This is a genomic window from Dinoroseobacter sp. S375, assembly GCF_049800775.1.
Classification (GTDB): domain Bacteria; phylum Pseudomonadota; class Alphaproteobacteria; order Rhodobacterales; family Rhodobacteraceae; genus Dinoroseobacter.
This window is the reverse complement of the sequence record NZ_JBNAFR010000016.1, coordinates 1-22,955: the sequence shown is the minus strand read 5'-3', so window position 1 is coordinate 22,955 and position 22,955 is coordinate 1. Positions and strand designations below refer to the sequence as shown.

Here is a 22,955-nt window from a genome sequence, read left to right as displayed (position 1 = left end):
CCTGTGGGGTCGGTCTGCGGGTTCAGGCCTTACGGCGCATGAGCCCCAGACCGCCGAGACCGGCAAGCAGCAGGAGTGCCGGCGCAGGCAGCGGAACCGGTGGGATCACCAGCGGGTCCTGTTCCTTGATCGACAGGCGCAGATCGATGCCCAGGCAGGTGATCGATCCGCCCGTGGCGCAATCCGCCTGATTGTAGTTGCCCAGATCGCCCCAGAGGCTGATCTGGGTCAGATCGGTGCCGTTGGCTTCGGGGTTGTGGAACGTGTCCGCGAAGACGAAGGTCTGCGTCGTCGCGCCGAACATGCTGTCAGCGCTGAACGAGAAGTCGAGGCTTCCGGCCAGGCTTTGGTATCCGATGGAGCTCGTCGCGGTGCCGGTCAGGTCGAGCGTGCCCGAGGCCGTCCCGCCCCCACCACCCGCGAGGTCGAAGGTGAACCCGATATCGCCGGTCACGCTGTCCCAGGTGTTGAGGCCAAGCGGCGACGGTATCGCGAGGCTGAGCGTGTCAAGCACGCCGCCGGACATCTGGCCCGCTGTTTGGTCGTGGAACACCGAGCTGCCGAACCCGTTCGGATAGGGATCGGCCGTGCCGATCGTCTGGACAATGCCGGTAATGGAATAGGTGGTTGCTGCGGCGGCGAGTGGCGCGCAGAGCGCGGCGGCTGCGACACAAGCGCCGACGAGGGAACTACGAAACATGAGTGGGGCACCTCTTATACTCACAGGGTCTACAAGGCCCGATTTTATCACGATTTTCATAAACTGAACAGAAAATCGGCAAAGTCCCGCGATTTTAGTGATATTTTGAGCGAAATCTTGACATTAACACGAGCCGATTTGGCGCAAAAAGCCGAATCGGAGCCAAAACTGCTGCAATAGTGCTGATTATCTCAGTGGTGCGAACAATGCGTCGTCGAGCTGACATTCGCGCAAAACATCCGCTCCGCAGCGCCGCAGTGACAGGTCCCGGGTCAGGCAAATCCGCGCTTCCTGAATGCGGCGGTCGCGGCAGGTGATGGTGATCATATCCGGCTGCAGGTCGGGGTTTTCGCGCAGGAAGGCCTCTTCGACCACAGCGGCCGGCAGGGCGACCTCGCGATCAAGTTTGCGGAGGATCTCGGGGCGGGTGATCTGGCCATAAGCCTTGCGCGAGGCGTCGAAATACCCCTCCGCCGAGAGGCCCGAGCACCGCCCGTGCTTCTTCCACTGGTGCCAGGCGAGACCGCTCGATCCCATGATGTCGACCATATCTCCGGTCATGCGCCGGGACGGGTCCCGCGCGGAGGTCCGGCAATAGCTCGGCCAGCCCCGCTCGTATTGCGGCCAGAGCCCGTGCAGGGTCCAGCCCCGCGCCGCGCCCGGGGCGCATTCCGCCGCCTCGCGGGCATCGCCTTCGCGCAGGCACCAGTTGGGCGACCAGCTCAGCGCGAGGACGTAATAGTCGAACGCCCCGGCTTTTTCGCCATCCGCATGCGCCTGTCCGGGACCGAGTGCGGCCAGCAACAGACCGATCCAAAGCGTTACTACGCGGGGGCATGGGCGCATTTCGGGCTTCCCTCAGAATGGTTCCCAGACTATATACCCGGCAAGTTCCCCCAAAGCGAGAACCTGCACCACGGTCGGTGCCGCCGGTTTCCGGCACGGGGGGAGGTATGTCTGCGGCCCTCGACCGGCCCAGGATTTGAGGAGATGCATGCAATGGCAAAACCATTGATGACGAAGGCGACCGCGGTCTGGCTGGTCGACAACACGACGCTGAGCTTCAAGCAGATCGCCGATTTCTGTGAGCTCCATGAGCTTGAGGTGCAGGGCATCGCCGATGGTGATGTGGCGACGGGCGTGAAGGGGTTCGACCCGATCGCGAACAACCAGCTCGACCAGATCGAGATCGATCGCGGCGAGAAGAGCCCAAGCTACAAGCTCAAGCTGAAATACAACCCTGCCGCCACCGGCGAGGAAAAGCGCCGTGGACCGCGCTACACCCCGCTGTCCAAGCGGCAGGACCGTCCGGCCTCGATCCTGTGGCTGGTGAAGTTCCACCCGGAGCTGAGCGATGGCCAGATCTCCAAGCTCGTCGGCACCACCAAGCCGACCATTCAGGCGATCCGCGAGCGTACCCATTGGAATATCCAGAACATTCAGCCCATCGACCCGGTGGCACTGGGGCTCTGCAAGCAGACCGAGCTGGACGCCGCCGTGCAGAAGGCCGCAGCCAAGAAGGCCCGCGATGGCGAGCTGATGAGCGATGACGAGCGTCGCAAGTTGGTATCGACCGAGCAGTCGCTCGAGATGGAGCCGGAGCCGCGGATGCCCACGGCGATCTCGGGGCTCGAGAGCTTCACCCTGCTCGGCGGGGACGACGAGGAAGAAGAGGACAAGAGCACCCTCGTGGATGCAGACAGCCTCTTTAACTTGCCCGATACGAACGACGACGAAGACGAGCAGCCCTGATCCGGGGCGCGCGGTCTCGGCCTGCGGCGGATCAAACCGCCGTGCGCCGAGGTCTCAGGGCGTGCAATGCGCCTTGAAATCCGGGCACCGACCGCGTATCTGCACCAAATCCAACAGCGTCAGGCGATAGAGTTCCATGGCTACCACCAATCCGTTCCAGTTCCTTCAGCAGGTGCGCGCCGAAGTCTCCAAGGTCACTTGGCCGACCCGCAAAGAGGTCCTGGTCACATCGACCATGGTCTTCGTCATGGCGGTCCTGACGGCGATCTTCTTCTTCTTTGTGGACTGGACGATCCGCACGGGTCTGCAGGCGGTTCTGAACTTCTTCGGAAGTTGATCCCGGGCGCTGCCCTGCCGAGAGGCCGGGTCGCGCAGAACCCGGTTGAATTCGACCAGTAACGGGGCTAAACGCCACCGCATCCCCTGAAATAGCGTGCTGCGATTCGTGCTGCACGCTGTTTTTTGTAAGGGGGACCCGCCGGAGGTTGGTCCGGCAGACAGGAATTCTCCGGACGTTTCGTCCGGCAAGCGCCTCAAGGGCAGGGAAACGAGCGACATGGCCAAGCGGTGGTATTCGGTGAGCGTCCTCTCGAATTTCGAGAAGAAGATTGCCGAGCAGATCCGTCATTCTGTCGAGGAGGCGGGCCTCGAGGACGATATCGAGGAAGTGCTGGTTCCGACGGAAGAGGTCATCGAGGTTCGGCGCGGCAAGAAGGTCACCGCCGAGCGGCGCTTCATGCCCGGCTATGTTCTGGTGCGCATGGAGATGACCGACCAAGGCTATCACCTGATCAACTCGATCAACCGCGTCACCGGGTTTCTCGGGCCTCAGGGCCGCCCCATGGCCATGCGCGATGAAGAGGTGAACCAGATCCTCAACCGCGTCGAGGAAGGCGCCGAGGCGCCGCGCAGCCTGATCACCTTCGACATCGGCGAAGAGGTCAACGTGACCGACGGGCCCTTCGAGGGCTTCTCGGGCAGCGTCGAGGAAGTGGATGACGAGAACAGCCGCCTGAAGGTGACCGTCTCGATCTTTGGCCGGGCCACCCCGGTCGAGCTGGAATTCACGCAGGTCTCGAAAACGGCCTGAGTGCAAACGTGGGAGGCGCGGCGGTCGCGATCGCCAACCCGGACCACGGCAACCCGAACGGGTCCGCCCGTTCATGAAGCCCACCGGACGCGTCCGGCCGGGTGTTGACAAGAAGGAGAGGCCAGATGGCCAAGAAACTCGCAGGCACGATGAAGCTGCAGGTGCCCGCCGGACAAGCGAACCCGTCCCCGCCCGTGGGCCCGGCGCTCGGTCAGCGCGGTATCAACATTATGGAATTCTGCAAGGCGTTCAACGCCAAGACGCAGGACCTGGAGCCCGGCGCGCCGTGCCCGACCGTGATCACCTACTATCAGGACAAGTCCTTCACCATGGACATCAAGACGCCGCCCGCGTCTTACTACCTGAAGAAGGCCGCCAAGGTGAAATCCGGCGCCAACACCCCCTCCCGTCAGGTTGTGGGTACGGTGACCGCCGCGCAGGTGCGCGAGATCGCCGAAGCGAAGATGAAAGATCTGAACGCCAACGACATTGATGGCGCCATGCAGATCATCCTGGGCTCTGCCCGATCCATGGGCATCGAGGTGAAGTAAGATGGCTAAGCTTGGAAAACGCACCCGCGCCGCCCGTGAAGCTCTGGTTGGCAAGACCGATGTGACCGTGGAAGAGGCCGTCTCCCTGATCAAGGGCAACGCCACTTCGAAATTCGACGAGACCATCGAGATCGCCATGTGCCTCGGCGTTGACCCGCGCCACGCAGACCAGATGGTCCGCGGTGTGGTCAGCCTGCCCAACGGCACCGGCAAGACCGTCCGCGTGGCCGTCTTCGCCCGTGGCCCCAAGGCCGAAGAGGCGCAGGCCGCTGGTGCCGATATCGTCGGTGCAGAGGACCTGATGGAGACCATCCAGTCCGGCAAGATCGAGTTCGACCGCTGCATCGCGACCCCGGACATGATGCCGATCGTTGGCCGCCTGGGTAAGATCCTCGGCCCGCGCAACCTGATGCCGAACCCCAAGGTCGGCACGGTGACCATGGATGTCAAAGCCGCTGTCGAAGCCGCCAAGGGCGGTGAAGTGCAGTTCAAGGCCGAGAAGGCCGGTGTTGTGCATGCCGGCGTCGGCAAAGCCTCCTTCGATGAGGCCAAGCTGATCGAGAACGTCCGCGCCTTTGTGGACGCCGTCTCCAAGGCCAAGCCGTCCGGCGCCAAAGGGGCCTACATGAAGAAGATCGCGCTGAGCTCCACCATGGGCCCGGGCGTGACCATCGCCGTGGACAGCGCCACCGGCAACTGAGCCAGCCTCAGATCCAGTTTCAAAGGGCGGCCCTCGGGTCGCCCTTTTTCTTTGCGAGGTGGCGCATCGCGCGACCGGGTTTAGTCTCGGGCGGATATGTACGCCCAGTCCGGGCCCGCCCCGGGCGGGTACCATTTTCGCAGAGGCCACTGCCCGTTCGAACCTGTCCACTCATGTTGATGCCCAACTCGAAACATGCGCCGGGGCTGTCCGGGCCGGACAAGGGCCTGATCGCCATGGCCCTGGGATAACCGGACCTTAGGACCTTTCTGACAAGGCTTCGTGAAACCGCGAGGCCGATCCATGAGTGTCTTCGACGACAAGATAGACAATTACAGCAATGGGGCGACGGGATCGATGACGATGCCCGATGGCTCCAGCGTAGGCTACTCCGTCTCCTCCAACGCGCGGACCCGCGACTGGGGCGACGTCGATGATGGGGCGCAGATCCAGCAATCAAACGGCTTCGTTGAGGTGACGTTCGACGCTCCGGTGGCGAATACGGCGATCTACATTTCCAGCTCGAATGTCGGCGAGGAATATGTGGTGGAGGTGGACGGGCAGCCCACGGATCTCAACGCGATGATCGCCTCCGGTCAGGCCAGCTTTCATGATCTCGGCGGCAATCAGATCATCAATGCCGATGGTGAGCTTACAGCGTCGGGCAGCTGGCAGGGTATGGATACGGCGGTGCTGCAATTTCATGTGCCGGTCACAAGCATCAGGGTGTCGGGGGATGGTTCCGGCGGGGGCTGGGACATCTTCGATATCGGTCTGGCGGGCAGCGACCTGCCCTGCTTTGCCGGCGGTACCCTGATCGAAACGCCCATCGGGCCTCGCCCGGTCGAGGATATCGTGGCCGGAGATTTGGTTGTCACGCGGGATCACGGGGCGCAGCCTGTGTTATGGACGGGGCGGCGTCTGTGTTCCGAAGAAAGACTGCGTGTCTTCGAGCGGCAGCGCCCGATCGTGATTGCGCCGGGGGCGCTCGGCGAGGGTCTGCCGCGGCGCCAATTGGTGGTGTCGCGCCAGCACCGGGTGCTTTTGCATGTGGCTGGTGAAGAGATTCTCGTCCCCGCGATCAAGCTGGTGGACCGACCGGGCATTGACGTGGCCACGCCGAAGGGCGCGATCACCTATCATCACCTGCTGCTGCAGGGCCACGAAGTGCTCCTGGCAGAGGGGGCAGGCTGCGAGAGCCTGTTCTGGGGGCCGCGCAGTCCGGCGCTGTTTCCCGAAGCGTTCCGCGCTGTCCCGCCGCCGGCCCGAATACGGCTCTTGGGGATGACCCCGGCGCGCCGCTTTGTCGAGCGGAAGGCGGCTCTGCGCGCGCTCTTGCGCCCGGCCTGAGCAGGCTCTACCCGAAGCCCCCTTGCGCCGACGCCACCCGGAAGGGTCATTTGCCTGCATCCATCGGTCGAACCTGAAAACGGGCCTTGCCGTGCGCGGCGTTTCGGTCTACTTCGCCCTTCGCTGGAGTTGCGTGGATTCGCGGCTCTTTGCAGTCGTCCAAGACGGTGGGTGACCCTCAAGGTCATAATTCCTGCCCGAGACGGGATCAGACGTACCTCTGACGCGCCCACACTGTTGAGCGCCTGGTGGTGTTGGTTCCGTAGAAAAGGACCAAAACCGCCGGAGCGATCCGGTAAAACTGAGCCGGGGTTCCCCAAGCGATTGGGCCCCCAAGTTGGAGTGAAACTGTGGATAGAGCCCAGAAAGAAAAACTGGTCGAGGAACTCGGCCAGATCTTCGAAAGCTCTGGCGTTGTGGTCGTAGCCCATTACGCAGGTCTCACGGTTGCCGAGATGCAGGATTTCCGGGCGCGCATGCGTGACGCCGGTGGATCCGTTCGTGTCGCCAAGAACAGGCTCGCCAAGATTGCCCTTGAAGGGAAGCCGAACGAAAAGATCGGTGAACTTCTCACGGGCATGACCGTTCTCGCCTATTCCGAAGACCCCGTGGCAGCAGCCAAGGTCGCGGAGGCGTATGCCAAGGACAACACCAAGTACCAAATTCTTGGTGGTGCCATGGGCGAGGACTATCTGGACCCTGCGGGTGTCAAAGCTGTGGCCTCCATGCCGTCGCGCGAAGAGCTTATCGCTCAGATCGCGTCCTGCATCGGTGCCCCCGCTTCGAACATCGCAGGTGCCATTGGCGCCCCTGCTTCGAACATCGCGAGCATCCTGTCGACCATCGAGGAGAAGGCCGAAGCGGCCTGATCCCGTGGCGGAGATCTGCGTGGGGTTTAGCACCACGCGTTGGAACACATTTATACAGACGGAAACAGTAAAATGGCTGATCTGAAGAAACTTGCAGAAGAGATCGTTGGTCTGACGCTTCTCGAAGCACAAGAACTGAAAACCATCCTCAAGGATGAGTACGGCATCGAGCCCGCCGCTGGCGGCGCAGTGATGATGGCAGGCCCGGCAGGCGGCGACGCCGGCGGCGCAGCCGAAGAGCAGACCGAATTTGACGTGATCCTGAAGGCCGCTGGCGGTCAGAAGATCAACGTCATCAAAGAGGTCCGCGCGATCACCGGTCTTGGCCTGAAAGAAGCCAAAGAGCTGGTCGAAGCTGGCGGCAAAGCTGTCAAAGAAGGCGTCGACAAAGCCGAAGCCGAAGAGATCAAAGGCAAGCTGGAAGCAGCTGGCGCCGAGGTCGAGCTCAAGTAATCCGGACCTGTTCCGAATTACAAAAGGGTCGCGGGTTCCGCGGCCCTTTTTCTTTGCGTGAATGCCGGTTCCGTGTGGGTCTGCCCGCCGCGCCGACGGGCCGTGCCGGACAGGGGGGGCTGATCCGATTGCGGCTCTCAACGATCCCCGTTTGGGGGACGTTATTCCGGGATTGAAAAGCTGCGCTGCACCGGATCCCAAAGCAGGCCGGCACGCTGGGCGAAGACCGCGAACTGCTTCTCCAGCGACCGCGCGTTCAGTCGGGCGGACATGCTTCGAAGGGGGATCAGGTTACGCTCGCCATAGCCGTCGACCAGGAAGCAACCCATGCTGCCGTCCCGCGTGCCATAAACGATGTTCGAGCCGTTGATGTCGCGTGCCACGATGTGCAGATCAAACATCCTCTGCACAAAGTTGTTCAGCGCGCTCAGCAATGTCTCATCGATCTTGCGATCCCGGAGAACCCGGCCGATCTGCAGGGCGAGCTCCCCATCCGGGCCAGCAATCCGTTCGACCACAACACCGGGACCGCGATTGGTCTGAACAATTCCCATCATTCGGGAAATCGGCAAATGCCGGATTTCCTTATCCAGCCGTAGCGTGGCCAGAAACTCGCAATTCAACTCATTCAGCATGCTGCGGAATTTCATTGTCGGAAACAGCTTCCAGGCAAATCGCTTGAGCGGCTTTCTTGGGGATCTGTTTTCCGGCGTATGGAACACCTTTATCAAAAGCTCAGGCTGTCCGGGAAACGTGTAGACAGAGCGCACTGTGCCGCTGGCGACCCTCTGTGGTTCGGAAAGCTCAATGACCTCTGCGGTAAAAAGCATAGCTGCCCTGCTGTGTTATCGGGGTCCCCGGTATGGGTCTCGGGGGCGTAGAGTTGTTGTAATGACAGCAAAGCTCAAGCGGAGAAAGGGCCGTCTTACGGAGTGCTGCTATCGGTGGCGATGTGGGTGGGCTGCGTTCCGCGCACCCCGGAGCCATGCGCGCGTCTGCCATCCGGGTCGGCGGAATTTCTGGCACGACAATAAATTGCACGTGACACAGTTGCACTCCGCCATGGCCTGACCTAGATAGCTAATTCTGAGCAAGCGCGCGATTCGGGCGCTTTTTTGGCGTTTTCAGACAGAAGGAGCAACATTTTTCCGGTCACGTGAAACGCCCTTCACAGAAAGTCGCTGAAAATGCCGCCTCGCGCAAGGGGGTCAAGGTCGCAGCGCTTTTCTATGAGAGGCAAGGTCGAGCTGACATAGCATTTCATTCGGTCCCGAGAGGGCCCCAGAGACGCCGGGTTCGGAGTGTTCCGTGTCCGGCAAAACCTGTCTTGGTAAGCCGCTTGCTGCATCTGCAGGGGCCAGCGGTTTTCCCAGATGAGGTTTCCGGTTCGGGCGCGCGCCAGTGGGACGGTGCGCAAGGATAGGACCGGTCTTCATCCGACCCGGCGCGGCGAGCTTTCCCCCCAAGGCTCGCGGTGCTGCGATGCAAGAGGATACAGCGCGCATGGCTCAAACCGTTCTCGGCCAAAAACGGTTCCGCAAGTATTATGGCAAGATCCGCGAAGTTCTGGAGATGCCGAACCTGATCGAGGTGCAAAAGAGCTCCTACGATCTCTTCCTGAAATCCGGCGACCAGCTCCAGCCACTTGATGGCGAGGGGATCATGGGCGTGTTCCAGTCGGTCTTCCCCATCAAGGACTTCAACGAGACGGCTGTGCTGGAGTTCGTGAAGTACGAGCTCGAGAAGCCGAAATACGACGTCGAAGAATGCCAGCAGCGCGACATGACCTATTCGGCGCCGCTGAAGGTGACGCTGCGCCTGATCGTGTTCGATGTGGACGAGGATACCGGCGCGAAGTCGGTCAAGGACATCAAGGAACAGGACGTCTTCATGGGCGACATGCCCCTGATGACCCCGAACGGGACGTTCATCGTGAACGGCACCGAGCGTGTGATCGTGAGCCAGATGCACCGCTCCCCGGGCGTGTTCTTCGACCATGACAAGGGCAAGACCCATTCCTCGGGCAAGCTGCTCTTTGCCTGCCGGATCATTCCCTATCGCGGCTCCTGGCTCGATTTCGAATTCGACGCCAAGGACCTCGTTTTCGCGCGCATCGACCGTCGCCGGAAGCTGCCGGTCACCACGCTCCTGTATTCGCTGGGTCTCGACCAGCAGGATATCATGGACGCCTATTACGAGACGGTGAACTACACCTATCGCAAGGGCGAGGGCTGGGTGACCAAGTTCTTCCCCGAGCGGATCCGCGGCACCCGTCCCACACAGGATGTCGTTGATGCCGCCACGGGCGAGGTGATTGCTGAGGCCGGCAAGAAAGTCACCCCGCGCGCGGTCAAGAAACTGATCGACGAAGGTGCGGTCACCGAAATGCTCGTGCCCTTCGACGGAATTGTCGGCAAATTCGCCGCCAAGGACATCATCAACGAAGAGAACGGCGCGATCTATGTCGAGGCTGGCGACGAGCTGACCTGGGAAGTCGACAAGGATGGCGCGGTCACCGGGGGCTCCCTGAAGGAGCTGCTGGATGCGGGCGTCGAAGAGATCCCCGTGCTCGACATCGATAACGTCACCGTGGGCGCGTATATGCGCAACACCATGGCGGCGGACAAGAACATGAACCGCGACACCGCGCTCATGGATATCTACCGCGTCATGCGTCCGGGCGAGCCGCCCACCGTCGAGGCCGCCTCGGCGCTCTTCGACACGCTGTTCTTCGACAGCGAGCGCTATGACCTGTCGGCCGTGGGCCGGGTGAAGATGAACATGCGTCTCGCTCTCGATGCGCCGGACACCATGCGCACCCTGCGCAAGGAAGACATCATCTCCTGCATCAAGGCGCTGGTGGATCTGCGCGACGGGCGCGGCGATATCGACGATATTGACCACCTCGGCAACCGCCGGGTGCGCTCGGTCGGCGAGCTGATGGAGAACCAGTATCGCGTGGGTCTCCTGCGCATGGAGCGCGCCATCAAGGAGCGGATGTCCAGTGTCGAGATCGACACGGTGATGCCGCAGGATTTGATCAACGCCAAGCCGGCCGCCGCGGCCGTGCGCGAGTTCTTCGGGTCCAGCCAGCTGTCGCAGTTCATGGACCAGACCAACCCGCTGTCCGAAGTGACGCATAAACGCCGTCTCTCGGCGCTTGGGCCGGGCGGTCTGACCCGCGAGCGCGCAGGCTTCGAGGTGCGCGACGTGCACCCGACCCACTATGGCCGGATGTGCCCGATCGAGACGCCGGAAGGGCCGAATATCGGTCTGATCAACTCGCTGGCCACCTTCGCCCGCGTGAACAAGTACGGCTTCATCGAAACCCCCTATCGCAAGGTTGAGGGCGGCAAGGTCACCGATGAGGTGAACTACATGTCCGCAACCGAAGAGATGCGCCACACCGTGGCGCAGGCGAACGCCAATCTCGATGATGCGGGCGGCTTCGTGAACGAGATGGTCAACACCCGTCAGTCCGGCGAATACACGCTGGCCGCGCGGGAAAGCGTGGACCTGATCGACGTGTCGCCCAAGCAGCTGGTGTCCGTCGCGGCCTCGCTCATCCCGTTCCTTGAGAATGACGACGCGAACCGGGCTCTGATGGGCTCGAACATGCAACGTCAGGCTGTGCCGCTTCTGCAGGCGGATGCGCCGTTCGTCGGCACCGGTATCGAGGGCGTGGTTGCGCGCGACTCCGGTGCGGCCATCATGGCCCGTCGCGGTGGTTTCATCGACCAGGTGGACGCCACCCGGATCGTGATCCGCGCGACCGAGGATCTGGAACCGGGCGATCCGGGCGTCGACATCTACCGTCTGCGCAAGTTCCAGCGGTCGAACCAGAACACCTGCATCAACCAGCGTCCGCTGGTGAAGGTGGGTGACAAGGTCGGCAAGAACGATGTGATCGCCGATGGCCCCTCCACCGATCTCGGGGAGCTGGCGCTCGGCAAGAACGTGGTCGTCGCCTTCATGCCCTGGAATGGCTACAACTACGAGGACTCCATCCTCATCTCCGAGCGCGTGGCGCGGGACGACGTCTTCACCTCGATCCATATCGAGGAATTCGAGGTCGCTGCCCGGGACACCAAGCTTGGGCCGGAAGAGATCACCCGAGACATCCCGAATGTCGGCGAGGAAGCCCTGCGCAACCTCGACGAGGCGGGGATCGTCTATATCGGCGCCGATGTGGGGCCGGGCGATATCCTCGTGGGCAAGATCACCCCGAAGGGCGAGAGCCCGATGACGCCGGAAGAGAAGCTTCTACGCGCCATCTTCGGGGAGAAGGCCTCGGATGTCCGTGACACCTCCATGCGCCTGCCGCCGGGAGATTTCGGGACCGTCGTGGAAGTGCGCGTCTTCAACCGCCACGGGGTGGAAAAAGACGAGCGCGCCCTGCAGATCGAGCGGGAAGAGGTCGAAAGCCTCGCGCGCGACCGGGATGACGAGATGGTCATCCTCGAGCGCAACATCTACGCCCGTCTCAAGGACATGATCCTCGGCAAGGCCGCGGTGAAGGGTCCCAAGGGCATCAAGGCCGGGTCCGAAATCACCGAGGAGCTGCTCGGCACGCTCAGCCGTGGCCAGTGGTGGCAGCTCGCCCTCGAGGACGAGGCCGAAGCCCAGATGGTCGAGGCCCTGAACGCTCAGTACGAAGCCCAGAAGCGGGCTCTGACCGCGCGGTTCGAGGACAAGGTCGAGAAGGTCCGTCGTGGCGACGATCTGCCCCCGGGCGTGATGAAGATGGTCAAGGTCTTCATCGCGGTGAAGCGCAAGCTGCAGCCGGGCGACAAGATGGCCGGCCGTCACGGGAACAAGGGTGTGATCTCGAAAGTGGTGCCGATGGAGGACATGCCGTTCCTCGCCGACGGGACCCCGGTCGATTTCGTGCTCAACCCGCTCGGCGTGCCCTCGCGGATGAACGTCGGTCAGATCCTTGAAACCCATATGGGTTGGGCCGCGCGCGGCATGGGTCTGCAGATCGACGAGGCTCTGGGTGAGTATCGCCGCTCCGGCGACATGACCCCGGTGCGCGAGGCGATGCGTCTGGCCTATGGCGACGAAGCTTATGAGGATGCGATTGCCGGTCTCGATCAGGATGACCTGCTGGAGCGTGCAGGCAACGTGACTCGCGGTGTTCCGATCGCAACGCCGGTCTTCGACGGTGCGAAAGAGGCGGATGTCAACGACGCGCTCACCCGCGCCGGTTTTGACACCTCGGGTCAGTCGGATCTCTTCGATGGTCGTTCGGGCGAGAAATTCGCGCGGAAGGTCACGGTTGGGGTCAAGTACCTGCTCAAGCTGCACCACCTGGTGGACGACAAGATCCACGCGCGTTCGACTGGGCCGTACTCGCTCGTCACCCAGCAGCCGCTCGGTGGTAAGGCGCAGTTCGGTGGCCAGCGCTTCGGGGAGATGGAGGTCTGGGCGCTCGAAGCGTACGGCGCTGCCTACACCCTGCAGGAAATGCTGACCGTGAAGTCGGATGACGTTGCGGGCCGGACCAAGGTCTATGAGAGTATCGTCAAGGGCGAGGACAACTTCGAGGCCGGCGTGCCGGAGAGCTTCAACGTGCTCGTCAAAGAAGTCCGCGGCCTCGGCCTCAACATGGAACTCCTGGATGCGGAGGGGGAGGAGTGAGCCAGGCGGCAGGCTGAGGTCTGCCATTTGGCCCTTCGGTGAGGCGGGCGCGATCCCGTCCCACCGCCCCCAATGCCCGAATTCAAGGAATTGAGAATGAACCAGGAACTGACAACCAACCCGTTCAACCCGGTGGCGCCGGTCAAGACCTTTGACGAGATCAAGGTGTCGTTGGCGAGCCCGGAACGGATCCTCTCGTGGTCCTTTGGCGAGATCAAGAAGCCCGAGACGATCAACTACCGGACGTTCAAGCCCGAGCGTGACGGTCTCTTCTGTGCGCGGATCTTTGGCCCGATCAAGGATTACGAATGCCTCTGCGGCAAGTATAAGCGCATGAAGTATCGCGGGGTTATCTGCGAGAAATGCGGGGTGGAAGTCACCCTGCAGAAGGTCCGGCGCGAGCGCATGGGCCATATCGAGCTGGCCGCCCCGGTCGCCCATATCTGGTTCCTGAAATCGCTGCCGTCCCGGATCGGCACGATGCTGGACATGACCCTGCGCGATCTCGAGCGGATCCTCTATTTCGAGAACTACGTGGTGATCGAGCCGGGTCTCACGGACCTCACCTATGGTCAGCTGATGACCGAGGAAGAGTTCCTCGACGCTCAAGACGCCTATGGCATGGATGCCTTCACCGCCAATATCGGCGCGGAAGCCATCCGTGAGATGCTCTCGGCGATCGATCTGGAAACCGAGGCCGAGCAGCTGCGCGCGGATCTGGCCGAGGCGACCGGTGAGCTTAAGCCGAAGAAGATCATCAAGCGTCTGAAGCTGGTCGAGAACTTCCTCGAATCCGGCAACCGTCCGGAATGGATGGTTCTGACTGTCGTGCCGGTCATCCCGCCCGAGCTGCGCCCGCTGGTGCCGCTGGACGGGGGCCGTTTTGCGACCTCGGATCTCAACGACCTCTATCGCCGGGTGATCAACCGGAACAACCGTCTCAAGCGGCTTATCGAGCTGCGCGCACCGGATATCATCATCCGGAACGAAAAGCGGATGTTGCAGGAATCCGTCGACGCCCTGTTCGACAATGGCCGTCGTGGCCGCGTGATCACCGGGGCCAACAAGCGTCCGCTGAAATCGCTGTCGGACATGCTCAAGGGTAAGCAGGGTCGCTTCCGCCAGAACCTTCTCGGCAAGCGGGTCGACTTCTCGGGTCGTTCGGTCATCGTGACCGGCCCGGAGCTCAAGCTGCATCAATGCGGTCTGCCCAAGAAGATGGCGCTCGAGCTCTTCAAGCCGTTCATCTACTCGCGGCTGGAGGCCAAGGGCCTGTCTTCGACGGTCAAGCAGGCCAAGAAGCTGGTCGAAAAAGAGCGTCCCGAAGTGTGGGATATCCTCGACGAGGTGATCCGCGAGCACCCGGTGATGCTGAACCGTGCGCCGACGCTGCACCGTCTGGGCATTCAGGCGTTTGAACCGGTTCTGATCGAAGGCAAGGCGATCCAGCTGCACCCGCTCGTGTGTTCGGCCTTCAACGCCGATTTCGACGGCGACCAGATGGCCGTGCACGTGCCGCTCTCGCTGGAGGCGCAGCTCGAGGCGCGCGTCCTGATGATGTCCACGAACAACGTTCTGTCGCCCGCCAACGGCGCGCCAATCATCGTGCCGTCGCAGGATATGATCCTCGGTCTCTACTACATCACGCTGGAGCGTGAAGGCCTGCCCGGTCAGGGCATGGTGTTCGGCTCGGTCGAAGAGGTGGAGCACGCGCTCAATGCAGGCGAAGTGCACCTGCACACCAAGATCCAGGCGCGGGTCAAGCAGATCGACGGCGAAGGCAACGAGATCTATCAGCGGTTTGAGACCACGCCGGGCCGTGTCCGTCTCGGTGCGCTGCTGCCGTTGAATGCCAAGGCGCCCTTTGAGCTGGTCAACCGTCTTCTGCGGAAGAAGGAAGTGCAGCAGGTCATCGACACCGTCTACCGTTATTGCGGTCAGAAGGAGTCGGTCATCTTCTGCGACCAGATCATGACCATGGGCTTCCGCGAGGCGTTCAAGGCGGGCATCTCGTTTGGCAAGGATGACATGCTGATCCCCGACACCAAGTGGAACATCGTCGAAGGTGTCCGCAACCAGGTGAAAGAATTCGAGCAGCAGTATATGGATGGTCTGATCACCCAGGGTGAGAAGTACAACAAGGTCGTCGATGCCTGGTCGAAATGCTCGGATGAAGTTGCCGGCGAGATGATGGACGAGATCTCCAAGGATCGCTTCGATCCCGAGACCACCGAACAGATGGAGCCGAACTCGGTCTACATGATGGCCCATTCCGGTGCCCGTGGTTCGCCTGCCCAGATGAAGCAGCTTGGCGGGATGCGTGGTCTGATGGCCAAGCCGTCCGGCGAGATCATCGAGACGCCGATCATCTCGAACTTCAAGGAAGGCCTGACCGTTCTGGAGTACTTCAACTCCACCCACGGGGCCCGGAAGGGTCTGGCGGACACCGCGCTCAAGACTGCGAACTCGGGTTATCTGACCCGTCGTCTCGTGGACGTGGCGCAGGACTGCATCGTGCGGATGAACGATTGCGGCACCGAGAACTCGATCACCGCGACCGCCGCCGTCAATGACGGGGAGGTTGTGGCCAGCCTGGGCGAACGTGTTCTGGGTCGCGTGGCGGCTGAGGACGTGCTCGACCCGGCGACGGGCGATGTCATCGTCGCGTTGGGTGAGCTGATCGACGAGCGCAAGGCCGACCTGATCGAACAGGCCGACATTGCCTCCATGCGGATCCGCAGCCCGCTGACCTGTGAAGCGGATGAAGGCGTCTGCGCCCAGTGCTATGGCCGGGATCTCGCGCGCGGGACCAAGGTCAATGTGGGCGAGGCCGTCGGCATCATCGCGGCACAGTCCATCGGTGAGCCCGGCACGCAGCTGACGATGCGGACCTTCCACATCGGCGGCATCGCGCAGGGTGGTCAGCAGTCCTTCCAGGAAGCGGGTCAGGAGGGCAAGGTTGTCTTCCGCAACCCGAACCTGCTGGCCAATGCCGCGGGCGAGAACATCGTCATGGGCCGCAACATGCAGCTCGCGATTGTCGATGGCGAGGGCAACGAGCGGGCGAGCTTCAAGCTGGGCTACGGCACCAAGGTCCATGTGGCCGAGGGCACGGATGTGGCCCGGGGCGACAAGCTCTATGAATGGGACCCGTACACCCTGCCGATCATCGCCGAGAAATCGGGGATGGTCCGCTTCGTCGACCTCGTCTCGGGCATCTCGGTGCGCGAAGAGACCGACGATGCCACCGGCATGACCCAGAAAATCGTGTCCGACTGGCGCGCGGCGCCGAAGGGCAACGAGCTCAAGCCCGAGGTCCTCATCGCGGATCCGGAAACCGGCGAGCCTGTGCGCAATGATGCGGGCAACCCGGTGACCTACCCGATGTCCGTGGATGCGATCCTCTCGATCGAGGATGGCACCAACGTGACGGCAGGTGACGTGGTCGCCCGGATCCCGCGCGAAGGGGCCAAGACCAAGGACATCACCGGTGGTCTGCCGCGTGTGGCCGAACTCTTCGAGGCGCGGCGTCCCAAGGATCACGCGATCATCGCCGAGATCGATGGCTATGTCCGGTTCGGGCGCGACTACAAGAACAAGCGTCGCATCTCGATCGAGCCGTCGGATGACACGATGGAGCCCGTGGAATACATGGTGCCCAAGGGCAAGCACATCCCTGTGGCCGAAGGCGACTTCGTCCAGAAGGGGGATTACATCATGGATGGCAACCCTGCCCCCCATGACATCCTCCGGATCATGGGGATCGAGGCCCTCGCGGACTACCTGATCGACGAGGTCCAGGACGTCTACCGACTGCAGGGTGTGAAGATCAACGATAAGCATATCGAAGTGATCGTCCGCCAGATGCTGCAGAAATGGGAGATCCTCGACAGTGGCGAGACCACGCTGCTCAAGGGCGAGCATGTGGACAAACTCCAGTTCGAGGCGGCCAACGAGAAGGCGGTGGCCGAAGGGCGCCGTCCGGCACAGGGCGAGCCGATCCTTCTGGGGATCACCAAGGCGAGCCTGCAGACCCGGTCCTTCATCTCGGCGGCCTCCTTCCAGGAGACGACCAAGGTGCTGACCGAGGCCTCGACCATGGGCAAGCGCGACAAGCTGATCGGCCTGAAGGAGAACGTCATCGTGGGTCGCCTGATCCCGGCGGGCACCGGAGGTGCGACCCAGCAGATGCGCCGCATCGCCCAGGATCGCGACCAGAAGGTGCTGGAACAGCGTCAGGCAGAGGCCGAAGAGGCTGCCGCCCTCGCCGCGCCGGCACCGGAGGATGTGTTCGACGCCGGGGGTGATATGGACATGTCCGATATCGCCATGCCGGAGAGCCGCGAGTAAGCCGCGGCCCGATCCCAAGACTTGAAACCCCCGCATCCAGATGCGGGGGTTTTGCTTTGCCGCCCCGCGGTTCTTCCTGAGACCCAGCCATGCCCCAGCCCCTTGCCACCTCGCCCCGCGCCGCGGGCAATCTGCGTGGTGCCGCCTATATGCTGCTCGTCACGGCGAGCTTCACGGTGGGCGACGCGCTGATCCGGTCCGCCGCCGAGCAGATGCCCCTGTTCCAGGTGGTGTTCCTGCGCGGGCTGGTCGCCATGGCCCTGCTGGGCGGCATGGCCTGGCGGAGCGGGGCCTTTGCCCTTCGGATCGCGCCCCGGGACCGGCGTCTGATCGGGCTGCGCAGCGGGGCCGAGATCTGCGCCATGATCCCCTTCTTCATCGCGCTGGCCAATATGCCCTTCGCGAATGTCAGTGCTCTGCTGCAGGCTCTGCCGCTGACCCTGACCCTCGCCGGGGCGCTGTTTCTCGGCGAGCCCGTGGGCTGGCGGCGGCTCGCAGCGATCGGTGTGGGCCTTGTCGGGGTTCTGTGCATCGTGCAACCGGGCGGGGCGGGGTTCAGCGCCTATGCGCTGCTGGTGCTGCTGGCGGTAGGGTTCGTGACCTTCCGGGATCTCTCCACCCGCCGGATCGACCCGGGGATCCCCGCCGTATTCCTGGGCTTCGTCATGGCGGTCTTCGTGACCGTGGCGGCCGGGGGGCTGTCGCTGCTGACGCCCTGGGCACCGGTGACCGGGGCAGGGGGGCTGCTGCTGGTTGGGGCAGGGGTGTTCATTGCGTCGGGCTACACTTTTGCGGCGCTGGCCATGCGCCATGGCGAGATCGGATTCGTCACGCCGTTCCGTTATATGGCGCTGATCTGGGCGGTGCTGATCGGCTTTTTCGTCTTCGGCGAATGGCCGGATCCGCTGACATGGATCGGGGCGGGAATCGTGGTGGCCACGGGGCTTTACACCCTGTACCGGGAACAGGTCGTGCGCCGCCGGCGCCGGGCGCGGTAGCGCCCTGCGCGAAAAGCCCGAAGGCGCCTTCGGGGCGTGTTGACAACCCTCCCGACTCCCCCTATACCCCGCGCCACTTGAGGTGCCGGAACGCTGGTCCTCGGGCATCACAATTCGAAGTGGTCACGATCCGGGTTCACGCCCCGATCCTCTGGAATTCCACCGCGCCGGGCTCGCGAAGGGTCCGTCCGCGGTTTTGCGCTTTGCGGACGCGTGAAGTGCCTAACGCAATCCGCGCGACCGTCGCGCGATGTCATGACGAGCTAAACGGGGAACCGGAATGCCAACGATTCAACAGCTGATCCGCAAGCCGCGGCAGCCCAAAGTAAAACGCTCCAAGTCTCAGCACCTGGAAGGTTGCCCGCAAAAGCGCGGCGTCTGCACGCGGGTCTATACGACCACGCCGAAGAAGCCGAACTCGGCCATGCGGAAGGTCGCCAAAGTGCGCCTGACCAACGGCTTCGAGGTGATCAGCTACATCCCGGGTGAAAGCCACAACCTGCAGGAACACTCCGTGGTCCTCATCCGCGGCGGTCGTGTCAAAGACCTTCCCGGTGTGCGCTATCACATCCTGCGTGGTGTTCTGGATACCCAGGGCGTCAAAGACCGTAAGCAACGCCGTTCGAAGTACGGCGCGAAGCGTCCGAAGTAAGAGGAAGAGTAGATGTCTCGCCGTCACGCCGCCGAAAAACGCGAAGTTCTGCCGGACGCCAAATTTGGCGACCGCGTTCTGACCAAGTTCATGAACAACCTGATGATCGACGGCAAGAAGTCCGCCGCCGAAAAGATCGTCTACAACGCGTTTGACCGCGTTGAGGGCAAGCTGAAGCGCTCGCCGCTCGAAGTGTTCCACGAATGCCTCGACAACATCAAACCGTCGGTCGAGGTTCGCTCCCGCCGGGTTGGTGGCGCCACCTACCAGGTGCCGGTCGAAGTGCGTCCCGAGCGCCGCGAAGCCCTGGCCATCCGCTGGTTGATCAACGCCTCCCGCGCGCGCAACGAGAACACCATGGAAGAGCGTCTCGCCGGTGAGCTGGTCGATGCCGTGAACTCCCGTGGTTCCGCCGTGAAAAAGCGCGAAGACACGCACAAGATGGCCGAAGCCAACAAAGCTTTCAGCCATTACCGCTGGTAACATTCCTTCAGCCTAGGACCGAACCCAATGGCACGCGACTATCCCCTCGACCGCTACCGTAACTTCGGGATCATGGCGCATATCGATGCAGGCAAAACCACCTGCTCCGAGCGCATCCTGTATTACACCGGCAAGTCCCACAACATCGGCGAAGTTCATGATGGCGCGGCCACCATGGACTGGATGGAGCAGGAGCAGGAGCGTGGCATCACGATCACCTCTGCTGCGACCACCACCTTCTGGGAGCGCACCGAAGACGGCGCGACGGCTCAGACGGAAAAGCACCGGATGAACATCATCGACACGCCGGGTCACGTGGACTTCACCATCGAGGTGGAGCGTTCGCTCGCCGTTCTCGACGGTGCGGTTGCTGTGCTCGACGCAAACGCTGGTGTGGAGCCCCAGACCGAGACCGTGTGGCGTCAGGCTGACCGCTACAAGGTTCCGCGGATCGTCTTCGTCAACAAGATGGACAAGATCGGCGCAGACTTCTTTAACTGCGTCGAGATGATCCAGGACCGCACCGGGGCCATCCCCGCACCCATTCAGATCCCGATCGGGGCCGAGAACGAGCTTGAAGGCATCGTCGACCTGATCACCATGGAAGAGTGGGTCTGGGCCGGTGAAGACCTGGGCGCTTCGTGGGAGCGTCGCCCGATCCGCGACAGCCTGAAGGACACTGCCGACGAATGGCGCGCCAAGCTCATCGAGACTGCGGTCGAGATGGATGACGACGCCATGATGGAATACCTCGAAGGCAACGAGCCCGACGTGGACACGCTGCGCGCGCTGATCCGCAAGGGCACCCTCGAGATCGCTTTCATCCCCGTGCTGTGCGGCTCCGCGTTCAAGAACAAGGGTGTTCAGCCCCTGCTCAACGCTGTGATCGACTTCCTGCCGAGCCCGGTCGACGTGGTCGACTACATGGGCTTCAAGCCGGGCGACGAGACAGAAACCCGCGATATTGCACGTCGTGCGGATGACAACATGCCGTTCTCGGGCCTCGCGTTCAAAATCATGAACGACCCCTATATGGGCACGCTGACCTTCACGCGGATCTATTCGGGCACCCTGGCAAAGGGGGACAGCCTGATGAACACCACGAAGGGCAAGAAAGAGCGCATCGGCCGGATGGTGATGATGCACTCCAACAAGCAGGATGAGATCACTGAGGCATTTGCCGGTGACATCATTGCGCTTGCGGGCCTGAAGGACACCACAACCGGTGATACGCTGTCGGATGAGAAGGACCAGGTGGTTCTCGAAACCATGACCTTCCCCGATCCGGTGATCGAGATCGCCGTCGAGCCGAAGACCAAAGCCGACCAGGAGAAGATGTCTCAGGGTCTGCAGCGTCTCGCAGCCGAGGATCCGTCCTTCCGCGTCGAAACTGACCTCGAGTCCGGTCAGACCATCATGAAGGGCATGGGCGAACTTCACCTGGACATCCTGGTGGATCGCCTGAAGCGCGAGTTCAAGGTTGAGGCGAATATTGGTGCGCCGCAGGTGGCCTATCGCGAGACCATCGGTCACGAGGTCGAGCATACCTACACCCACAAGAAGCAGTCGGGTGGGTCCGGTCAGTTCGCCGAAGTGAAGATGATCATCACACCGACGGAGCCGGGCGAAGGCTACTCCTTCGAGTCCAAGATCGTTGGTGGTGCTGTGCCCAAGGAATATATCCCGGGCGTGGAAAAAGGCATCAACTCGGTGATGGATAGCGGCCCGCTGGCTGGCTTCCCGGTCATTGACTTCAAGGTTGCTCTGATCGACGGCAAGTTCCACGACGTGGACTCCAGCGTTCTGGCCTTTGAAATCGCCGCCCGTATGGGTATGCGCGAAGGCATGAAGAAAGCGGGCGCCAAGCTGCTTGAGCCGGTGATGAAGGTCGAGGTGGTGACACCCGAAGACTACACCGGTGGCATCATCGGCGACCTGACCTCCCGTCGCGGGCAGGTCACCGGGCAGGAGCCGCGCGGCAATGCCGTGGCGATCAACGCCTTCGTTCCGCTGGCCAACATGTTCGGCTACATCAACACTCTGCGGTCCATGTCTTCGGGCCGTGCGCAGTTCACGATGCAGTTCGATCACTATGATCCGGTTCCGGCCAATATCAGCCAGGAAATCCAAGAGAAATTTGCATAACCGGGACGGCGGGGGGATCCCCGCCCTACCCAACACCGTAGGGCGGGGCCGACCCCGCCACCCCGACAAGAGACAAGGAGGCCATCATGGCTAAGGAAAAGTTTGAGCGTTCTAAACCGCATGTTAACATCGGCACGATCGGGCATGTTGACCACGGCAAGACGACGCTGACGGCTGCGATCACCAAGCAGTTTGGCGACTTCAAAGCCTATGACGAGATTGACGGCGCGCCGGAAGAGAAGGCCCGCGGGATCACGATCTCGACCGCGCATGTGGAATACGAGACGGACGCCCGTCACTACGCCCATGTGGACTGCCCGGGTCACGCCGACTACGTCAAGAACATGATCACCGGTGCGGCCCAGATGGACGGCGCGATCCTCGTGGTGAACGCGGCCGACGGCCCGATGCCCCAGACCCGCGAGCACATCCTGCTCGGCCGTCAGGTGGGCATCCCCTACATGGTCGTCTTCATGAACAAGGTGGACCAGGTCGACGACGAAGAGCTCCTGGAGCTGGTCGAGATGGAAATCCGCGAGCTTCTGGACAGCTACGAGTACCCGGGCGACGACATTCCGATCGTTGCGGGCTCCGCTCTGGCAGCCCTCGAGGGCCGTGACGACGCGATCGGCACCGAGAAGATCGCCGAGCTGATGGCGGCTGTGGATGACTACATCCCGACCCCGGCGCGCGCCGTGGACCAGCCCTTCCTGATGCCGATCGAGGACGTGTTCTCGATCTCCGGCCGCGGCACGGTTGTGACCGGTCGTGTGGAGCGTGGCGTGATCAATGTGGGCGACGAGATCGAAATCGTCGGCATCCGCGACACCACCAAGACCACCTGCACCGGTGTGGAAATGTTCCGCAAGCTGCTGGATCGCGGTGAAGCGGGCGACAATATCGGCGCCCTGCTGCGCGGTGTGGACCGTGAAGGTGTCGAGCGTGGTCAGGTTCTCTGCAAGCCGGGCTCCGTGACGCCGCACACCAAGTTCGAAGCCGAAGCCTACATCCTGACCAAGGATGAGGGTGGCCGTCACACGCCGTTCTTCGCGAACTACCGTCCGCAGTTCTACTTCCGGACGACGGATGTGACCGGGACCGTGACGCTGCCGGAAGGCACCGAGATGGTGATGCCGGGCGACAACCTGAAATTCGGTGTCGAGCTGATCGCCCCGATCGCCATGGAAGACGGCCTCCGCTTCGCCATCCGCGAAGGCGGCCG

General features: G+C 62.4%; 18 protein-coding genes. 15 read left to right on the top strand and 3 right to left on the bottom strand.

The genetic code is table 11. The annotated features are described in order from the left end of the window. Positions 1-22 precede the first annotated feature (22 nt). On the bottom strand, positions 23-700 hold the full coding sequence (locus tag ACP150_RS21150) for a VPLPA-CTERM sorting domain-containing protein (RefSeq protein WP_424968704.1): 678 nt from the start codon (positions 698-700) through the stop codon (positions 23-25). Positions 701-886: 186 nt separating this feature from the next. Further along, positions 887-1,546 (bottom strand): ribonuclease T2 family protein, encoded by a 660-nt coding sequence (locus ACP150_RS21145; RefSeq protein WP_424968703.1) that lies wholly within the window; start codon positions 1,544-1,546, stop codon positions 887-889. A gap of 153 nt (positions 1,547-1,699) precedes the next feature. Between ACP150_RS21145 and ACP150_RS21140 the strand changes: the two genes are divergently transcribed. The 8 genes from ACP150_RS21140 (at position 1,700) to rplL (ending at position 7,465) form a co-directional block, all read left to right on the top strand. Then, positions 1,700-2,452 carry a DUF1013 domain-containing protein gene (locus ACP150_RS21140; protein ID WP_424968702.1) on the top strand — a complete coding sequence of 251 codons (753 nt, stop codon included), beginning with the start codon at positions 1,700-1,702 and terminating at the stop codon, positions 2,450-2,452. A 136-nt stretch (positions 2,453-2,588) separates the two neighbouring features. Then, positions 2,589-2,789 (top strand): preprotein translocase subunit SecE, encoded by a 201-nt coding sequence (secE, locus tag ACP150_RS21135; protein WP_424968701.1) that lies wholly within the window; start codon positions 2,589-2,591, stop codon positions 2,787-2,789. 219 nt (positions 2,790-3,008) lie between these two features. Next, positions 3,009-3,542, top strand: a complete 534-nt coding sequence (gene nusG / locus ACP150_RS21130; RefSeq protein ID WP_424968700.1) for a transcription termination/antitermination protein NusG — start codon at positions 3,009-3,011, stop codon at positions 3,540-3,542. 125 nt (positions 3,543-3,667) lie between these two features. After that, a complete protein-coding gene (gene rplK / locus ACP150_RS21125) occupies positions 3,668-4,093 on the top strand; it encodes a 50S ribosomal protein L11 (RefSeq protein WP_424968699.1) in 426 nt (141 codons plus the stop codon). A gap of 1 nt (position 4,094) precedes the next feature. Beyond that, on the top strand, positions 4,095-4,793 hold the full coding sequence (gene rplA / locus ACP150_RS21120) for a 50S ribosomal protein L1 (protein ID WP_424968698.1): 699 nt from the start codon (positions 4,095-4,097) through the stop codon (positions 4,791-4,793). 303 nt (positions 4,794-5,096) lie between these two features. Beyond that, entirely contained in the window at positions 5,097-6,143 is a 1,047-nt protein-coding gene (locus ACP150_RS21115) for a Hint domain-containing protein (protein WP_424968696.1), read from the top strand. A 350-nt stretch (positions 6,144-6,493) separates the two neighbouring features. Beyond that, a complete protein-coding gene (gene rplJ, locus ACP150_RS21110; RefSeq protein WP_424968695.1) occupies positions 6,494-7,012 on the top strand; it encodes a 50S ribosomal protein L10 in 519 nt (172 codons plus the stop codon). 72 nt (positions 7,013-7,084) lie between these two features. After that, positions 7,085-7,465, top strand: coding sequence for a 50S ribosomal protein L7/L12 (rplL, locus tag ACP150_RS21105; RefSeq protein WP_424968694.1), 381 nt, complete (start codon positions 7,085-7,087; stop codon positions 7,463-7,465). Between the two features lie 161 nt (positions 7,466-7,626). Here rplL and ACP150_RS21100 read toward each other — a convergent pair whose 3' ends face one another. Then, entirely contained in the window at positions 7,627-8,295 is a 669-nt protein-coding gene (locus tag ACP150_RS21100) for a YrbL family protein (protein WP_424968693.1), read from the bottom strand. A gap of 673 nt (positions 8,296-8,968) precedes the next feature. Between ACP150_RS21100 and rpoB the strand changes: the two genes are divergently transcribed. The 7 genes from rpoB to tuf form a co-directional block, all read left to right on the top strand. Continuing rightward, positions 8,969-13,105: a DNA-directed RNA polymerase subunit beta gene (rpoB, locus tag ACP150_RS21095; protein ID WP_424968692.1), complete on the top strand. Its 4,137-nt coding sequence runs from the start codon at positions 8,969-8,971 to the stop codon at positions 13,103-13,105. Between the two features lie 96 nt (positions 13,106-13,201). Continuing rightward, positions 13,202-17,455 carry a DNA-directed RNA polymerase subunit beta' gene (gene rpoC, locus ACP150_RS21090; protein WP_424968691.1) on the top strand — a complete coding sequence of 1,418 codons (4,254 nt, stop codon included), beginning with the start codon at positions 13,202-13,204 and terminating at the stop codon, positions 17,453-17,455. Between the two features lie 89 nt (positions 17,456-17,544). Further along, positions 17,545-18,453 (top strand): DMT family transporter, encoded by a 909-nt coding sequence (locus ACP150_RS21085; RefSeq protein ID WP_424968690.1) that lies wholly within the window; start codon positions 17,545-17,547, stop codon positions 18,451-18,453. A 280-nt stretch (positions 18,454-18,733) separates the two neighbouring features. Beyond that, positions 18,734-19,105 (top strand): 30S ribosomal protein S12, encoded by a 372-nt coding sequence (rpsL, locus tag ACP150_RS21080; RefSeq protein ID WP_116133146.1) that lies wholly within the window; start codon positions 18,734-18,736, stop codon positions 19,103-19,105. A gap of 12 nt (positions 19,106-19,117) precedes the next feature. Then, positions 19,118-19,588: a 30S ribosomal protein S7 gene (gene rpsG / locus ACP150_RS21075; protein ID WP_424968689.1), complete on the top strand. Its 471-nt coding sequence runs from the start codon at positions 19,118-19,120 to the stop codon at positions 19,586-19,588. Positions 19,589-19,615: 27 nt separating this feature from the next. Beyond that, the gene (gene fusA, locus ACP150_RS21070) at positions 19,616-21,733 is read left to right on the top strand and encodes an elongation factor G (RefSeq protein ID WP_424968688.1); all 2,118 of its coding nucleotides are present in this window, start codon (positions 19,616-19,618) and stop codon (positions 21,731-21,733) included. 86 nt (positions 21,734-21,819) lie between these two features. Beyond that, positions 21,820-22,955, top strand: a 1,136-nt coding sequence (tuf, locus tag ACP150_RS21065) for an elongation factor Tu (RefSeq protein ID WP_424968687.1), incomplete at its 3' end; no start/stop codon positions are given.

Bases quoted from the DNA above. Each gene is read 5' to 3' on its own strand.
- rpoC (WP_424968691.1), top strand. From the start codon at position 13,202: ATGAACCAGGAACTGACAACCAACCCGTTCAACCCGGTGGCGCCGGTC.
- fusA (WP_424968688.1), top strand. From the start codon at position 19,616: ATGGCACGCGACTATCCCCTCGACCGCTACCGTAACTTCGGGATCATG.
- ACP150_RS21100 (WP_424968693.1), bottom strand. From the start codon at position 8,295: ATGCTTTTTACCGCAGAGGTCATTGAGCTTTCCGAACCACAGAGGGTC.
- rplL (WP_424968694.1), top strand. From the start codon at position 7,085: ATGGCTGATCTGAAGAAACTTGCAGAAGAGATCGTTGGTCTGACGCTT.
- ACP150_RS21150 (WP_424968704.1), bottom strand. From the start codon at position 700: ATGTTTCGTAGTTCCCTCGTCGGCGCTTGTGTCGCAGCCGCCGCGCTC.
- ACP150_RS21085 (WP_424968690.1), top strand. From the start codon at position 17,545: ATGCCCCAGCCCCTTGCCACCTCGCCCCGCGCCGCGGGCAATCTGCGT.
- ACP150_RS21140 (WP_424968702.1), top strand. From the start codon at position 1,700: ATGGCAAAACCATTGATGACGAAGGCGACCGCGGTCTGGCTGGTCGAC.
- rplA (WP_424968698.1), top strand. From the start codon at position 4,095: ATGGCTAAGCTTGGAAAACGCACCCGCGCCGCCCGTGAAGCTCTGGTT.
- rpoB (WP_424968692.1), top strand. From the start codon at position 8,969: ATGGCTCAAACCGTTCTCGGCCAAAAACGGTTCCGCAAGTATTATGGC.
- ACP150_RS21145 (WP_424968703.1), bottom strand. From the start codon at position 1,546: ATGCGCCCATGCCCCCGCGTAGTAACGCTTTGGATCGGTCTGTTGCTG.
- rpsG (WP_424968689.1), top strand. From the start codon at position 19,118: ATGTCTCGCCGTCACGCCGCCGAAAAACGCGAAGTTCTGCCGGACGCC.
- secE (WP_424968701.1), top strand. From the start codon at position 2,589: ATGGCTACCACCAATCCGTTCCAGTTCCTTCAGCAGGTGCGCGCCGAA.
- rplK (WP_424968699.1), top strand. From the start codon at position 3,668: ATGGCCAAGAAACTCGCAGGCACGATGAAGCTGCAGGTGCCCGCCGGA.
- nusG (WP_424968700.1), top strand. From the start codon at position 3,009: ATGGCCAAGCGGTGGTATTCGGTGAGCGTCCTCTCGAATTTCGAGAAG.
- rpsL (WP_116133146.1), top strand. From the start codon at position 18,734: ATGCCAACGATTCAACAGCTGATCCGCAAGCCGCGGCAGCCCAAAGTA.
- ACP150_RS21115 (WP_424968696.1), top strand. From the start codon at position 5,097: ATGAGTGTCTTCGACGACAAGATAGACAATTACAGCAATGGGGCGACG.